Source organism: Sphingomonas sp. CBMAI 2297 (assembly GCF_029870595.1).
Classification (GTDB): Bacteria; Pseudomonadota; Alphaproteobacteria; order Sphingomonadales; family Sphingomonadaceae; genus Sphingomonas.
Genome location: NZ_JAPDIR010000001.1, coordinates 18,637 through 32,535, shown reverse-complemented (window position 1 = coordinate 32,535; position 13,899 = coordinate 18,637). Strand labels below are relative to the sequence as shown.

16 protein-coding genes are annotated in these 13,899 nt (G+C 68.4%); 9 read left to right on the top strand and 7 right to left on the bottom strand.

Annotation, left to right across the window (positions count from 1 at the left end):
* Positions 1-26: 26 nt before the first annotated feature.
* Positions 27-524, top strand: coding sequence for an MmcB family DNA repair protein (locus OMP43_RS00170; RefSeq protein ID WP_280277414.1), 498 nt, complete (start codon positions 27-29; stop codon positions 522-524).
* Here OMP43_RS00170 and OMP43_RS00165 read toward each other — a convergent pair.
* A complete protein-coding gene (locus OMP43_RS00165; RefSeq protein WP_280277413.1) occupies positions 521-1,138 on the bottom strand; it encodes an ankyrin repeat domain-containing protein in 618 nt (205 codons plus the stop codon). The two genes, OMP43_RS00170 and OMP43_RS00165, sit on opposite strands and share 4 nt — an antisense overlap.
* A 68-nt stretch (positions 1,139-1,206) precedes the next feature.
* Between OMP43_RS00165 and OMP43_RS00160 the strand changes: the two genes are divergently transcribed.
* From OMP43_RS00160 to OMP43_RS00150, 3 genes are read left to right on the top strand one after another with little or no spacing between them, the layout of a single operon-like run.
* Positions 1,207-1,788: an SCO family protein gene (locus tag OMP43_RS00160; protein WP_280277412.1), complete on the top strand. Its 582-nt coding sequence runs from the start codon at positions 1,207-1,209 to the stop codon at positions 1,786-1,788.
* On the top strand, positions 1,785-2,219 hold the full coding sequence (locus tag OMP43_RS00155) for a YcgN family cysteine cluster protein (RefSeq protein WP_280277411.1): 435 nt from the start codon (positions 1,785-1,787) through the stop codon (positions 2,217-2,219). Before OMP43_RS00160 ends, OMP43_RS00155 begins: the two co-directional genes overlap by 4 nt.
* Positions 2,216-2,890 (top strand): SprT family zinc-dependent metalloprotease, encoded by a 675-nt coding sequence (locus OMP43_RS00150; protein ID WP_280277409.1) that lies wholly within the window; start codon positions 2,216-2,218, stop codon positions 2,888-2,890. Before OMP43_RS00155 ends, OMP43_RS00150 begins: the two co-directional genes overlap by 4 nt.
* A gap of 122 nt (positions 2,891-3,012) precedes the next feature.
* Here the strand turns inward: OMP43_RS00150 and OMP43_RS00145 are convergent, their stop codons facing one another.
* From OMP43_RS00145 to OMP43_RS00135, 3 genes are all read right to left on the bottom strand, one after another.
* Positions 3,013-5,040 carry a PBP1A family penicillin-binding protein gene (locus OMP43_RS00145; protein WP_280278077.1) on the bottom strand — a complete coding sequence of 676 codons (2,028 nt, stop codon included), beginning with the start codon at positions 5,038-5,040 and terminating at the stop codon, positions 3,013-3,015.
* A gap of 150 nt (positions 5,041-5,190) precedes the next feature.
* On the bottom strand, positions 5,191-5,625 hold the full coding sequence (gene msrB, locus OMP43_RS00140; protein WP_280277408.1) for a peptide-methionine (R)-S-oxide reductase MsrB: 435 nt from the start codon (positions 5,623-5,625) through the stop codon (positions 5,191-5,193).
* Between the two features lie 34 nt (positions 5,626-5,659).
* Entirely contained in the window at positions 5,660-6,160 is a 501-nt protein-coding gene (locus OMP43_RS00135; RefSeq protein WP_280277407.1) for a sterol desaturase family protein, read from the bottom strand.
* A gap of 433 nt (positions 6,161-6,593) precedes the next feature.
* Between OMP43_RS00135 and sucC the strand changes: the two genes are divergently transcribed.
* Positions 6,594-7,796 (top strand): ADP-forming succinate--CoA ligase subunit beta, encoded by a 1,203-nt coding sequence (gene sucC, locus OMP43_RS00130; RefSeq protein WP_280277406.1) that lies wholly within the window; start codon positions 6,594-6,596, stop codon positions 7,794-7,796.
* 73 nt (positions 7,797-7,869) lie between these two features.
* On the opposite strand, the gene OMP43_RS00125 is transcribed toward sucC, so the two are convergent.
* Entirely contained in the window at positions 7,870-8,283 is a 414-nt protein-coding gene (locus OMP43_RS00125) for a hypothetical protein (protein WP_280277404.1), read from the bottom strand.
* Positions 8,284-8,480: 197 nt separating this feature from the next.
* Between OMP43_RS00125 and OMP43_RS00120 the strand changes: the two genes are divergently transcribed.
* From OMP43_RS00120 to OMP43_RS00110, 3 genes are read left to right on the top strand one after another with little or no spacing between them, the layout of a single operon-like run.
* Positions 8,481-9,233 carry an electron transfer flavoprotein subunit beta/FixA family protein gene (locus tag OMP43_RS00120; protein ID WP_280277403.1) on the top strand — a complete coding sequence of 251 codons (753 nt, stop codon included), beginning with the start codon at positions 8,481-8,483 and terminating at the stop codon, positions 9,231-9,233.
* Positions 9,230-10,171 carry an electron transfer flavoprotein subunit alpha/FixB family protein gene (locus OMP43_RS00115; protein WP_280277401.1) on the top strand — a complete coding sequence of 314 codons (942 nt, stop codon included), beginning with the start codon at positions 9,230-9,232 and terminating at the stop codon, positions 10,169-10,171. The genes OMP43_RS00120 and OMP43_RS00115 overlap by 4 nt, the downstream gene beginning before the upstream one ends.
* A gap of 2 nt (positions 10,172-10,173) precedes the next feature.
* Entirely contained in the window at positions 10,174-10,821 is a 648-nt protein-coding gene (locus OMP43_RS00110) for a phytanoyl-CoA dioxygenase family protein (protein WP_280277400.1), read from the top strand.
* A 16-nt stretch (positions 10,822-10,837) separates the two neighbouring features.
* Here the strand turns inward: OMP43_RS00110 and OMP43_RS00105 are convergent, their stop codons facing one another.
* Positions 10,838-11,419: a hypothetical protein gene (locus OMP43_RS00105; protein ID WP_280277399.1), complete on the bottom strand. Its 582-nt coding sequence runs from the start codon at positions 11,417-11,419 to the stop codon at positions 10,838-10,840.
* A gap of 70 nt (positions 11,420-11,489) precedes the next feature.
* On the opposite strand from OMP43_RS00105, the gene OMP43_RS00100 reads away from it, so the two are divergent.
* A complete protein-coding gene (locus OMP43_RS00100; protein ID WP_280277398.1) occupies positions 11,490-12,665 on the top strand; it encodes an MFS transporter in 1,176 nt (391 codons plus the stop codon).
* Here the strand turns inward: OMP43_RS00100 and nhaA are convergent.
* A complete protein-coding gene (nhaA, locus tag OMP43_RS00095) occupies positions 12,566-13,852 on the bottom strand; it encodes a Na+/H+ antiporter NhaA (RefSeq protein WP_280277396.1) in 1,287 nt (428 codons plus the stop codon). The genes OMP43_RS00100 and nhaA overlap by 100 nt on opposite strands.
* Positions 13,853-13,899: the final 47 nt, after the last annotated feature.

Sequence of the window (13,899 nt, the reverse complement as noted above, 5' to 3'; positions counted from 1 at the left end):
TCGCCTAATGTTCTAGACGGTCGGGGATGACTTCCCCGGCCGTTTCGATTCAGGAAGACCCGCAGCCCGATGGGCCCTTGATCGCCGCCGATGTCGCGCGCGGCGTCACTCGGCTGCTCCTTCGCCATGATTGCGTCGCCCTCGCCGAGGTGCCGCTGGACGGCGGCCGCCGCGCCGACCTGATGGCGATCGATTCGCGTGGCAACATCGTCATCGTCGAGATCAAGGTGTCGCGCGCCGATCTGCTCGCCGACGGGAAATGGACCGATTATCTCGCCCATTGCGACCGCTTCTTCTGGGCGGTGCCCGAGGGGTTCGACCTCAGGCCCTTCGAGCAGGAGGGTTTCCTGCCCGGGCGTGCCGGGCTGATCGTCGCCGATCGCTACGATGCGGCGGTGATGCGCGAGGCGGCGACATTCCCCCTGCCCGCGCCGACGCGCCGGAAATGCACGCTGGCCTTTGCCCGGCGCGCCGCGCGCCGGGTCATCCAGATCCTCGATCCCGACGCGGAAGCGGCTTTCTAGAGCTTCGGGCCGGCCGGCGCCGCGCTGCCGCTCGACTTGCCGCCCTTGGGCGCTTCGGCGAGCAGCTTGGCGATCTGCGGATAGCGCGTCTCGTCACGGGCATAGTCGCGCGCCGACTTGCCGGTGACATTGTCGGTTCGGTCCGGATTGGCACCCGCCGCGAGCAGCTGGCGGGCGACGTCGATGTCATGGACCTGGACGGCGCGGATCAGCGGCGTCTCGCCGCTGGTGTTGGCGGTGTTCACATTGGCGCCGTATTTGAGCAGGATCTGCACGCCGTCGCCCCAGCCACGCTCGGCGGCGATGATCAGCGGGGTATTGCCGCGATTGTCCTGCAGGTTCGGATTGATGTCGTCCTGCTGGAGCAGCACGCGCAGATAGGTCGAGTCGCTGCGTCGCGTCACGATGTGCAGCGCGCCTTCGCCGGTCGAGCGATCCTTGGCGTTGACGATGCGGAGCGACTTGTTCTCCAGATACTTGTTCACCTTGGTGCCGTCCGTCTCGCGGATGGCATTGAGGAAATTGTAGCTGTCGGAGAATTGCTGGGCCGATGCGGGCGCGGCGGCGAGCATCAGCAGGGCGGCGCCGGCGGCGCCCAATACGCGAACGATCATGTCTTGCCCAAACCCCATAGCGGCAGTGCTTGCAAGCCCCGGACTATCAGATCATGGCAGGAGATACCATGAGCAGGATTTTTCAGGCCCTTGCGCCTTTGCTACTGATCGTCTCGGGCTGCAGCGGCGCCGTGGACGAGCCGCCGCTCGCCGGCGCCCGCATCGGCGGTCCCTTCACGCTGACCGATCCGGACGGCAAGCCGGTGCGCGACAGCGACTTCGCCGGCAAGTACCGCATCGTCTATTTCGGCTATACCTGGTGCCCCGACATCTGCCCGAACGACATGCTCAAGATCGGCCAGGCAATGCGGATGCTCGACAAGCAGGCCCCGGAAAAGGCCAAGGCGATCGTGCCGATCTTCATCACCGTCGATCCCGAGCGCGACACGCCCAAGGTGGTCGGCGCGTTCGTCCGCAATTTCGACGATCGCGTCGTCGGCCTCACCGGCAGCCCGGCGGCGATCGCGGCGGTGGAGAAGCAATATGCGGTCTATGCCAAGAAGGAGGCGCCCGGCCCGAACGGCGCCTATCTGGTAGGACACAGCCAGATTGCCTATCTGATGGACAAGGACGGCAAGCCGATCACGTCGCTGCCGATCGAGAAGGATGCTGCGGCCATGGTGGAGCAGCTCGACCATTGGGTGAAATGACCGGGAAATTCTGGGAAGACCTGCCGCTGGACAAGCTCGACCGGGCGCAATGGGAGGCGCTTTGCGACGGCTGTGGAAAGTGCTGCATCCACAAGCTCGAGGACGAAGAGACCGGCGAGCTGATGCCGACCAATGTCGCCTGCCGCCTGCTCGACCGGCGGATGGGGCGCTGCTCGGACTATAAGCATCGCCATGCCTATGTCCCCGAATGCGTGCGGCTGACGGCGCGCAACGTCCGGGACATCGAATGGCTTCCCTCCACCTGCGCCTATCGGCTGCGCGGCGAGGGCAAGCCCCTGCCCGATTGGCATTATCTGGTGAGCGGCGATCCGGAGTCGGTCCATGCGGCCGGCCAGTCGACGCGCGGCTGGACGGTGAGCGAGGACGATGTGGTGGATTTCGAGCATCATCTGGTGGACCGCGAGCTTTGAGCGACCCGGAGATCGAGGTGGTCCGTCACGCCCGGGCGCGGCGGATGCGGCTCTCGGTCGATCCCCGCTCGGGCCGGGTGAAGCTGACGCTGCCGCCCCGGGCCTCGCTCAAGAAGGGCATGGACTGGGCGCGCGAGCAGCAGGGCTGGATCGCGGCGCAACGGGCGAAGATGCCCGAGGCGCGGCCGTTCGCGCCGGGCGCACGCATTCCGATCGGCGATGCCGAGGTGGAGATCGCCTGGCCCGCGCCCGGCGCCGGTCGCACGCCGCGGCTGGCGGGTGACCGGCTGCTCTGCGGCGGCCCGCGCGAGGGGCTGGAGCGGCGCATCGAGCGCTGGCTCCGCCAGGCGGCGCTCGACCTGCTGAGCGAGGAGACCGCGGAATATGCCGAGCGCGCGGGCGTAACGGTGACCAAGGTATCGATCGGCGATCCGCGCGGGCGCTGGGGGAGCTGCGCTTCCTCGGGCCAGATCCGCTACAGCTGGCGATTGCTGCTGGCGCCCGGCCATGTCCGCCGCGCGACCGTGGCGCACGAAGTCGCCCACCGGATCCACATGAACCATTCGCCGGCTTTCCACCGGGTGGTGGCGGAACTCTATGAAGGCGATCCGGAGCGGGCGCGGGCGTGGCTCAAGCGCAACGGCGCCGGGCTGCACTGGTACGGGCGATAGGCGGGTCTTGATATTCTGTCGGCCGTCATCCTCGCGCAGGCGGGGATGACGGATATAGTCTCGGATACTCGCCCGGGTTCTCGACCTGGCCCTTCCCCACCCCTCGGGAGAGAGGCGCGGGCCTATTGCTGCTCGCCTCGCGGCGCATCGCCCCGCGGCGGCGGGCCCGGCTGGCGGGGGAGGTCGCGCGGGGCATCGCGCTGGTCGCGCTGCGCCGGGGCCGGCGCCTTGCGGCCGGTCATCCGGTCGATCCAGTCCTGGTCGAGCTGCTCGTCCTGGCCATGCTGGGGCTGGGCCTGCTCGGTGCCGTCCCCGCGCGGCTGCTGATCCTCGGGCAGCGGATTGCCGTCCGGATCGACGAACAGGCCATTGTCCGGCTCGGCATAGGCCGCATTCTCTTCGTCGAGCTGATATTCGGGCAGCGTCACCTGGGTGTCGAACTGCTCGACCGGCCGGCGCGCCACCGCCTTGACCATGAAATCGTGAAAGGCGCGTGCCGGGGCGGTGCCGCCCTGCAGGCCGGGGACGACCTTGGCGTCGTCGCGGCCCATCCACACGCCGGTGGTGAGGCCCGAGGAGAAGCCGACGAACCAGCCGTCCTTGTTCGAGGTGGTGGTGCCGGTCTTGCCGGCGACCGGGCGGCCGATCTGCGCGGCGCGGCCGGTGCCGGTAGCCACCGCGGTCTGCATCAGGTCGGTCATCTGCGCCGCGACATAGGGCGCGACCAGGACCTGGCTGGTGTCGACTTCATGCTGGTAGATCACCGCGCCGTTCGCGGTCACGCGGGTGATGCCATAGGGCGTCACCGCCACGCCCTTGTTCGCCACCGAGGCGAAGGCGCGGGTCATGTCGATCAGGCGGACGTCCGACGTGCCGAGCACCATCGCCGGATGCGTGTCGACGGGGGTGGTGATGCCGAAGCGGCGCGCCATGTTGGCGATCGCGCCGAAGCCCACTTCCTGGCCGAGCTTCGCCGCGATGGTGTTGACCGAATAGGCGAAGGCGGTGCGGATGTTCATCTCGCCGCGGAACGCGCCCGAGCTGTTGCGCGGGCTCCAGCCGGCGATGGTCACCGGCTCGTCGACCACCATGTCGTCGGGCTTGTGGCCGGCTTCGAGCGCGGTGAGATAGACGAACAGCTTGAACGCCGAGCCCGGCTGCCGGGTCGCCTGGGTCGCGCGATTGTAGATGGACGCCACATAGTCCTTGCCGCCCACCATCGCGCGCACCGCGCCGTCGCGGTCGAGGCTGACCAGCGCGCCCTGCGCGTTCTTCGGCGCGTTGGCGCGGATCGCATCGTCGGCGGCGCGCTGCATCGACAGGTCGAGCGTGGTCCAGACTTCCAGCGGCGCCTCGGTCTCGTCGATCAGCACCTCCAGCTGGGGCAGCGCCCAGTCGGTGAAGTAGCGCACGCTGTTCTGCTGGGGTTCGGGGGCGAGCGCCACGGTGCGCGGATCGGTGGCCTTGGCCTGGCTCTGCGTGATCTTGCCGGTCTCGGCCATCAGGTCGAGCACCACGCTGGCGCGGCCGACCGCGGCCTCGGCATCGGCGGTGGGCGAATAATGCGAGGGCGCCTTGACCAGGCCGGCGATCACCGCCGCCTCGGCCAGGCTCAGATTGGTGGCGGGGTGGCCGAAGAATTTCCGGCTCGCGGCGTCGATGCCATAGGCGCCGCCGCCGAAATACACCTTGTTGAGATAGAGCTCGAGGATCTCGTCCTTGGTGAACTTCCGCTCCATCGCCAGCGCGATCACGCCTTCGCGGACCTTGCGGCCGAGATCGTACTTGTTCGACAGGAAGATGGTGCGCGCCACCTGCTGGGTGATCGTCGAGCCGCCCTGCAGGCGCCGCCCCTCGTCGTGCAGCTGCTTGGCCCGCCAGAAGATGCGCGCGACGCCGACGGGATCGACGCCCCAGTGCGATTCGAAGCGGCGATCCTCGGTGGCGATGATCGCGTCCTTCATCACCTGCGGAATCCGGTCGTACTTGATCCATTCGCCATAGCTCGGCCCGAGCGACACCAGCACGGTGCCGTCCGCGGCATGGACGCGGATCATCTGGCCGTTGGGCGAGGATTTGAGCTCGTCGAAGCTCGGCAGCGTCGACTTGGTCGAATAGACCGCGATCAGCAGCGCGATGAAGGCGAGCAGCGCCAGGCCGCCGCCGCTCACCAGCGTCCAGAAAGCGATTCGCTTCCAAAAGGAGAGGTCACGCCATTTGGGCGTGCGGATCACGGTGGGCAAATTCTTCGATGGCATCGGGGGAGTGCGATTAAGCCCTATTCGGCCTGCTCACAAGGATCAGGCGCCGCTCGGTTCGCTGGTAGCGGCATTCTGGTTGCCGCCACGTGAACGGAAATCGAGGCTGACCGAGTTGATGCAGTAGCGCAGGCCCGCCGGCGGCGGCCCGTCGGGGAAGACATGGCCCTGGTGCCCGTCGCAGCGCGCGCAGCGCAGCTCGACCCGGCGCATGCCATGGCTGGTATCGGCGTGCTCGGTGACGTTCTCCGGATCGATCGGCCGCGTGAAGCTGGGCCAGCCCGAGCCCGAGTCGAACTTGTCGGCGCTGTCGAACAGCTCGAGCTTGCAGCCGGCGCACAGATAGAGGCCGTCTGCCTTGTTGTCGGTATAGTGGCCGGAAAAGGCCCGCTCGGTGCCGGCTTCGCGCAGCACGTGAAACTGTTCCGGGCTCAGGCGCTTGCGCCACTCGGACTCGGAGAGATTCAGATGCTCCATGGCGCAAAGCATGTGTCCGGCGCCGGGGGCCGCGTCAATCCGGGTTGGCGCGGAAGCGGGCCAAACCGGCGTTGACCTTGAGCTGGCGCTTCAGTTCGTCGGCGGGCGGCGCCCAGAGAAAACCGAAGCTGACCGCGCCATGCTTGGATTCGACCGCATGATGCAGCCGGTGCGCCTGGACGATTCGCTTCATGTAGCGCGATCGCGGGACGTGGCGATGGCGGATCCGCTGGTGGACGATCACGTCGTGGAAGCCGAAATAGATCGCGCCATAGCCGGCGATCCCCGCCCCGATCCAGGCAAAGCCCGGCCACCAGCCCGCCTGCACGCCGCCGTACAGGAACAGGATCGAAGGCATGGCGAAGATCACGGCATAGAGGTCGTTCCACTCGAACGGACCCGTGCGCGGCCGATGATGGCTGGCGTGGAGGAACCAGCCGGGCCCGTGCATCACCCAGCGGTGCATCGCCCAGGCAAAGCCTTCCATCGCGGCGATGGTGGCGAGGAACAGCAAGGGGCCGAGCCAGGGGGGCATGTGGTGTAGATAGGCGCTCGCACGCGATCCGTCAGCCGGCGTATGCGAGTCGCCGGGTCGGCCCTTTCCCTCATCCCGGACCTGCTTGGCACTTGTCCTCTGGAGCAAACACCCCTCCGTCATCCCCGCGCAGGCGGCGATCCAGGGCCGGTCGCGACGGCGATGCGGCCCGTGGTGCCTTTTCCGGCAGCCTCGACCGGGATTGCTTCGATCGTCGCTGGCTCCCCGGGATTCCCGCCTGCGCGGGGATGACGGGAGAGGGGTTGTGGTCTTTGCGGACAATCGCCGGACAAGTCAGGCACGACGAAGCATCAGGTCTTCTTGCAAATACGTCGCAATCTCATTTACGCCGAAAAGATTTGGATTCGCGCGCGCGCCGTGCTTAAGGCTCGCGCAAACCCCTTCCCGCCACAAATGACGAGGGCGCGCTCCCATGAACATCCACGAATATCAGGCCAAGGAACTGCTCGCCAAGTTCGGCGCGCCGATCGCCGCCGGCTATGCGGCCTTCACCGTCGAGCAGGCGGTCGAGGCGATGAACAAGCTACCCGGGCCGCTCTATGTCGTGAAGGCGCAGATCCATGCCGGCGGTCGCGGCAAGGGCAAGTTCAAGGAGCTTCCGCCCGAGGCCAAGGGCGGCGTCCGCCTCGCCCGCAGCGAGGCCGAGGTGCGCGAGGCCGCGCACGAGATGCTCGGCAACACGCTGGTGACGATCCAGACGGGCGAGCACGGCAAGCAGGTCAACCGCCTCTACATCACCGACGGCGCCGACATCGCCAAGGAATTCTACCTGGCGCTGCTCGTCGATCGCGTCACCGGCCGCATCGCCTTCGTCGTCTCGACCGAAGGCGGCATGGACATCGAGGAAGTCGCCCATTCGACGCCCGAGAAGATCCACACCTTCGACGTCGATCCGGCGACCGGCTTCATGCCGCATCACGGCCGCGCCGTCGCCGCGGCGCTGGGCCTGACCGGCGACCAGGGCAAGCAGGCCGCCAAGGTCGCCGCCGCGCTCTTCGCCGCCTTCCAGGGCACCGATGCCGCGCAGATCGAAGTCAATCCGCTGGCGCTGACCGAGCAGGGCAACCTTCTCGTCCTCGACGCCAAGGTCGGCTTCGATTCGAACGCGATGTTCCGCCACAAGGACCTGGCCGAGCTGCGCGACGAGAGCGAAGAGGATCCGATGGAGCTCGAGGCCTCGAAGTACGACCTCGCCTATATCAAGCTCGACGGCGATATCGGCTGCATGGTCAACGGCGCCGGCCTGGCGATGGCGACGATGGACATCATCAAGCTCAACGGCATGTTCCCGGCCAACTTCCTCGACGTCGGCGGCGGCGCCAACAAGGAGAAGGTGACCGCGGCGTTCAAGATCATCCTGAGCGATCCGGCCGTGAAGGGCATCCTGGTCAACATCTTCGGCGGCATCATGCGCTGCGACATCATTGCCGAGGGCATCGTCGCCGCGGCGAAGGAAGTGAACCTCTCGGTGCCGCTGGTCGTCCGCCTCGAGGGCACCAACGTGCAGGAAGGCAAGGACATCCTGGCCAATTCGGGCCTGGCGATCGTCCCTGCCAACGACCTGGGCGATGCCGCGCAGAAGATCGTGGCCGAGGTCAAGAAGGTCGCCGCCTGAGCGACCCGGCCGGCTGACGGTCCCTATAGAGAAAGGGGCGGAGGAGACCGGGTCTCTTCCGCCCCTTTTTTCGTCAGCGATGCGGCTTGGATGCCGCCACGCCCTTCTCGCTGATGCTCTTGCCCGTCGGCGCGGGCGGCTCGGCGGCCGCCTTCGCCGTGGTCGGCGTCATCGACAGGCGCGAGGGCATCTGGTCCCGCGCCGCCGGTGCCGCGGCTTCCGCCCCGCCGGTCGCGGGGCAACTGCCCTCGGGCTCGGACGCGGCGGCCTTCCCGGTCGGATTCGTGCCGCCCTTCACTATGACCCCCTTGATCGGCTGGCCCGGCGCGCACCGCGCATAGCTCGACGAAACCGCCCCGCCCGGCTTCGGAGTCGCGGAGGTCGCGGGCGCCTTCTTCTCCGTGCCCGGTGCCTCCTGCGCGAGCGCCGGCGCCGCAGCGGCCATCGCCATCAGTATCGCCAGCATCGATGTGGTGGACTTCCCCATATCCTCTCTCCTCTCTGCATGAAAATGCAGGTTCGCGTCTGAACTTGCGGTGAACTCGTCGCGCCACCGTAACGAGGCGATATAGGCTGCATTTTCGATGATCGGGTATGCCGGGGGCGCTTTGGGGCTGGACTTGAATCGATTCTCGGGCATTAGCGATTGGTGTTGCCGATCTTCCAGCGATGGAGAGGATTTCGATGAAAGTGCTGGTGCCGGTCAAGCGGGTGCTTGACTACAACGTGAAGCCGCGGGTGAAGGCGGACGGGACGGGGGTCGACCTCGCCAACGTCAAGATGAGCATGAACCCGTTCGACGAGATCGCGATCGAGGAAGCCGTGCGCCTGAAGGAAAAGGGCGCGGCGACCGAAGTGGTGGTGGTCACCATCGGCGTCGCCAAGGCGGAGTCGGACGTGCTGCTGACCGCGCGCGCCATGGGTGCCGACCGCGCGATCCTGATCCAGACCGATGACGAGGTCGAGCCGCTGGCCGTCGCCAAGCTGCTCGCCAAGGTCGCCGAGGAAGAGCAGCCCGGGCTCATCATCCTGGGCAAGCAGGCGATCGACGACGATTCGAACCAGACCGGCCAGATGCTGGGCGCGCTGCTCGGCTGGCCCCAGGGCACCTTCGCCTCGAAGGTCGAGCTGGGTGGCCAGGGCGTGCAGGTCACGCGCGAAGTCGATGGCGGCCTCGAGACGGTGGACCTCAAGCTGCCGGCGATCGTCACCACCGATCTGCGCCTCAACGAGCCGCGCTACGCCACGCTGCCGAACATCATGAAGGCCAAGTCCAAGCCGGTCGCGAAGAAGACCGTCGCGGATTACGGCGTCGATGTCGCCCCGCGCCTCAAGACGCTCAAGGTCGTCGAGCCGGCCAAGCGCACGGCCGGCGTCAAGGTGGGCTCGGTCGACGAGCTGGTCGAGAAGCTCAAGGCGCTGGGAGTGGCGAAATGAAGACGCTGGTTTGGGTCGAGCACGACAATCAGAACCTCAAGGACGCCACGCTCTCGGCGGTCACCGCCGCGGCGAAGCTTGGCGAGGTCCATCTCCTCGTCGCCGGCCAGGGCGTCGACGGCGTGGCGAAGCAGGCGGCCGCGATCGAGGGCGTGGGCAAGGTCCATGTCGCCGATGACGCCGCATATGCGCATTTCCTCGCCGAGAATGTCGCGCCGCTGATCGTGTCGCTGATGGGCTCGCACGACGCGGTGCTGTTCCCGGCGACCACCACGGGCAAGAACATCGCGCCGCGCGTGGCCGCCGCGCTCGACGTGATGCAGATCTCGGACATCCTCTCGGTCGAGGGTGCCGACACCTTCACGCGCCCGATCTATGCCGGCAACGCGATCGCCACCGTGCAGACCAGCGACAAGAAGCTGGTGATCACCGTGCGCGGCACCGCCTTCCCCAAGGCGGCGGCGACCGGCGGCAGCGGCACGATCGAGGCGGTTGCGAGCGAAGGCGGAGCCAGTGCAGATAGGGGTCTCTCCACCTTCGCGGGTGCCGAGATCGCCAAGTCCGAGCGTCCGGAGCTGACCAGCGCCAAAGTGATCGTCTCGGGCGGCCGCGCGCTCGGCTCGTCGGAGCAGTTCCACGCGCAGATCGATCCGCTGGCGGACAAGCTCGGCGCCGCCGTCGGCGCCTCGCGCGCCGCCGTGGACGCGGGCTATGCGCCGAACGACTATCAGGTCGGCCAGACCGGCAAGATCGTCGCCCCCGAAGTCTATGTCGCGATCGGCATCTCGGGTGCGATCCAGCACCTTGCCGGCATGAAGGACTCGAAGACGATCATCGCGATCAACAAGGACGAGGACGCGCCGATCTTCCAGGTGGCGGACATCGGCCTGGTCGGCGACCTGTTCAAGATCGTGCCGGAGCTCACCGAAAAGCTCTGACCTTGGCGTTTTCGCTGAACGCGGATGGGGCGGCGCACCTTGCCGGTGCGGCCGCCCCTTTTCTGGATGCGCTGCTGGCGCTTGCCGCGCGCCAGCCGGCGGACCGCGCCGGAATCCGGCTGCACGGCGTGCCGGGCCTGGCCGAGCTGCTCGGCCCCGACGCGCTCGGCGCATTGGCTCCCGGCATGCGCCCGGTCCGGGCGATCCTGTTCGACAAGAGTCCCGGCGCCAATTGGGCGCTCGGCTGGCACCAGGACCGCACGATCGCGGTGCGCGCGCGCCGCGAGGTGCCGGGCTTCGGGCCCTGGTCGCGCAAGCGGGGATTGCTCCACGTGGAACCGCCCTTCGCGCTGATCGAGGGAATGCGGACGATGCGGGTCCATCTCGATCCGGTGCCCGAGGACAATGCACCCTTGCTGATCGCGCCGGGCTCGCACCGGCTGGGCCGCATCGCCGAGGGCGACCTTGCCGGCGTGGTCGAGCGCTGCGGCACCGCCGCCTGCCTCGCCCGGCCGGGCGATGTCTGGCTCTACGCCACGCCGATCGTCCATGCCTCGGCCGCCAGCGTCGGCATGCGGCATCGCCGGGTGCTGCAGCTGGACTATTCCGCGGCCGCGCTGCCGGGCGGGCTGGACTGGCTCGGCGTGTGAAGCGCCGGGTGCCCGGTCATTCGACCGGCTTGATGCTCTCGACCAGGATGTTGGTGCGCCCGGGCGGGGCGCTGTTCACGGCTTCGCGCGCATCGCATTTCGGATCGGGCGCGAGCGCGTACCAATGGATCCGGGTGCGCTGGCGCAGCGTGCGGAACAGCTTGCCCGTGGCGGGGACGGTCATCTGCGCGTCGAAGCGCCCATCGGTGGACATGATCGCCCGCCATTCCAGCGGCTCGGCGCGCAGCGTAGCCTTTTTCGCGTCGAGATAGTCGCTCTGGATCATCGCCGGCTCCAGCTGCACCACCAGGTCGCGGCCGCCCATGATGTTGGTGAAGCCGACATTGGCGAATTCCTCCACCGACCAGCTGCCGTCCCTGGCCGCCTCGCCCCAGCCGACGCGCAGCGGGCTGCCCCGGCGCACCGCCGCGATCAGCGCCGCGCGGCTCCCGGCGACGTCCTCGCCCTGGGGGCCGTTGGCGAAGAGCAGGCGCCAGTCCGAGGGGCAGGCGTCCGGCGCGGCGAGCGAGAGGAGGGCGGCGGCGAGCATGGCGCCAGGATAGGCGATCGCGGGAGTGCCGGAAAGGGCGGCCGCCATGCGGCGCGCGCAACGCCGGATGCGCGCGCCGGGGGTTGACGCTGCAGTGCAGCATACGCACTTGAGGCGCATGCACGCCCCCGCTCCCCGCGTCCACAATGTCGGCCTGGTCCATTTCGCGCTGGCGATGGGCGGCTTCGCGATCGGCACCACCGAATTCGCGACGATGAGCCTGGTGCCCTATATGGCGGAGGGGCTGAAGATCGACGTGCCCAGCGCCGGCCATGTCATCAGCGCCTATGCGCTCGGGGTGGTGGTGGGGGCGCCGCTGATCGCGGTGGCGGCGGCGAAGCTCTCGCGCCGGCTGACGCTGATCCTGCTGATGACCGGTTTCGCGCTGTTCAACACGCTGAGCGCGCTCGCGCCCGATTATCGCTGGCTGCTGCTGTTCCGCTTCCTGTCGGGGCTGCCGCACGGCGCCTATTTCGGCATCGCCGCCCTGGTCGCCGCTTCGCTGGTGCCGGTCAACAAGCGTTCCCAGGCGGTGGGGCGGATGATGCTCGGGCTCACCGTGGCGACGATCCTGGGCGTGCCGCTCGCCAACTGGCTGGGCCAGGCGCTGGGCTGGCGCTGGGGCTTCGTGGTGGTCGGCGGGCTCGCCTTGGCGACGGTGGCGCTGGTCGCGGCGCTCGCTCCTCGCGATCCGCCGCAACGGGGCGCGAGCCCGCTCAAGGAGCTGGGGGCGCTCGCCAATGGCCAGGTGTGGCTTACGCTCGGCATCAGCGCGATCGGCTTTGGCGGGATGTTCTGCGTCTATACCTATGTCGCCTCGACCATGCTGGAAGTGACCGGGGCCTCGCCGGGCATGATCCCCGTCGTCCTCGCCATCTTCGGCATCGGCGCGACCGCGGGCAGCATCATCGTGCCCAAATTCGCCGATCGCGCGCTGATGCCGACGGCGGCAGCGCTGCTGCTCGGCAGCGCGGTGGCGCTGGCGCTCTATCCCCTCGCCGCCGGCCAGCTGTGGAGCCTGGCGCTCGACATCGCCGCGATCGGGTTCCTCGGCGCGCTCGGCGCCGTGCTGCAGACCCGGCTGATGGACGTGGCGGGCGAGGCGCAGGGCCTTGCCGCCTCGCTCAACCATTCGGCGTTCAACTTCGCCAACGCGCTCGGCCCCTGGCTGGGCGGCCTCGCCATCGCGGCGGGCTATGGCTGGACGTCGACCGGCTGGGTGGGGGCGCTGCTGTCGCTCGGCGGGTTCGCGGTGCTGGTGGTGGCGGTGCTCGCCGAGCGCAGGACGAGATAGCCGGCGATCGCCGAGAGGATCGAGCCGGCGAGCACGCCGATCTTCACCTGGTCGATCAGCTCGGGGCGGCCGGGAAAGGCCAGGCCGCCGATGAACAGGCTCATGGTGAAGCCGATGCCGGCAAGCAGCGACATGCCGTAGATCTGGCGCCAGCCGCCCGGGCGCGTCGCGAAGCCGGTCCGCACCGCGATCCAGATGCTGCCGAAAATGCCCAGCTGCTTGCCGAGGAACAGGCCGAGCGCGATGCCCAGCGGCAGCGGGGCGAGCAGCACCGAAGGCGAGACTCCGGCCAGCGAGACGCCGCTATTGGCGAAGCCGAACAGCGGCACGATCAGATAGGCCGACCAGGGATGCAGCGCGTGCTCGAGCCGGTGGAGCGGCGAGGCGGCGTCGTCGGGATGGCCGGGCGACTTGACGATCGGGATCGTCATCGCGGCGGCCACGCCGGCGACGGTCGCATGGATGCCGGAGAGGAACACGAGATACCAGAGCAGCAGGGCGAGCAGCAGATAGATCCAGAGCCGCCGCACGCCGCTGCGGTTGAGCACGTACATGGTAGCGAGCACGATCGCCGCGCCGGCCAGCGCCAGGGTGCTGATATGCGCGGTATAGGCGAGCGCGATGATCGCCACCGCGCCCATGTCGTCGACGATGGCCACGGTGGTGAGGAACAGCTTGAGCGATGCCGGCGCGCGGCTGCCCAGTATCGCGAGCACGCCGATGGCGAAGGCGATGTCGGTCGCGGCCGGAATGGCCCAGCCATTGGCGAGGCCGGGGGTGCCGCCCGTCACGGCGAGATAGAGGATCGCCGGACCCGCCATGCCGGCGGCGGCGGCCACCACCGGCAGGCGGCGGCGCTCCCAGCTCGCGAGCCGGCCGTCGACGAACTCGCGCTTGATCTCCAGCCCGACGAGCAGGAAGAACACCGCCATCAGGCCGTCATTGATCCACAGATGGACGGTCATCGGCCCGTGCGCGGCGGAGAGGGTGGGGCCGATCTCCCGGTGGAGCGTGTGGAAATAGGTTTCCGAGATGCCGGGAACATTGGCGGCGATCATCGCGAGGATGGCGGCGGCGATCAGGATGATGCCGCCCGCGGCCTCGCTCCTGAGGAAGTCGCGCAGTGCCGATTCGGCCCGGGCGGGAGCTTTGGCGAGCGACTCGGTCGCCTCTTCGATCTTGCGCATGCGCGGCCCATTGCCTCCCTGCTTGCCTGGCGCGGCCGTTCTATGGG

What these genes read in the sequence shown, in the direction of transcription:
- OMP43_RS00115 (WP_280277401.1), top strand. Translation starts at nt 9,230, where the DNA reads ATGAAGACGCTGGTTTGGGTCGAGCACGACAATCAGAACCTCAAGGAC.
- OMP43_RS00105 (WP_280277399.1), bottom strand. Translation starts at nt 11,419, where the DNA reads ATGGCGGCCGCCCTTTCCGGCACTCCCGCGATCGCCTATCCTGGCGCC.
- OMP43_RS00165 (WP_280277413.1), bottom strand. Translation starts at nt 1,138, where the DNA reads ATGATCGTTCGCGTATTGGGCGCCGCCGGCGCCGCCCTGCTGATGCTC.
- msrB (WP_280277408.1), bottom strand. Translation starts at nt 5,625, where the DNA reads ATGGAGCATCTGAATCTCTCCGAGTCCGAGTGGCGCAAGCGCCTGAGC.
- sucC (WP_280277406.1), top strand. Translation starts at nt 6,594, where the DNA reads ATGAACATCCACGAATATCAGGCCAAGGAACTGCTCGCCAAGTTCGGC.
- OMP43_RS00160 (WP_280277412.1), top strand. Translation starts at nt 1,207, where the DNA reads ATGAGCAGGATTTTTCAGGCCCTTGCGCCTTTGCTACTGATCGTCTCG.
- OMP43_RS00155 (WP_280277411.1), top strand. Translation starts at nt 1,785, where the DNA reads ATGACCGGGAAATTCTGGGAAGACCTGCCGCTGGACAAGCTCGACCGG.
- OMP43_RS00170 (WP_280277414.1), top strand. Translation starts at nt 27, where the DNA reads ATGACTTCCCCGGCCGTTTCGATTCAGGAAGACCCGCAGCCCGATGGG.
- OMP43_RS00135 (WP_280277407.1), bottom strand. Translation starts at nt 6,160, where the DNA reads ATGCCCCCCTGGCTCGGCCCCTTGCTGTTCCTCGCCACCATCGCCGCG.
- OMP43_RS00120 (WP_280277403.1), top strand. Translation starts at nt 8,481, where the DNA reads ATGAAAGTGCTGGTGCCGGTCAAGCGGGTGCTTGACTACAACGTGAAG.
- OMP43_RS00125 (WP_280277404.1), bottom strand. Translation starts at nt 8,283, where the DNA reads ATGGGGAAGTCCACCACATCGATGCTGGCGATACTGATGGCGATGGCC.
- OMP43_RS00100 (WP_280277398.1), top strand. Translation starts at nt 11,490, where the DNA reads ATGCACGCCCCCGCTCCCCGCGTCCACAATGTCGGCCTGGTCCATTTC.
- nhaA (WP_280277396.1), bottom strand. Translation starts at nt 13,852, where the DNA reads ATGCGCAAGATCGAAGAGGCGACCGAGTCGCTCGCCAAAGCTCCCGCC.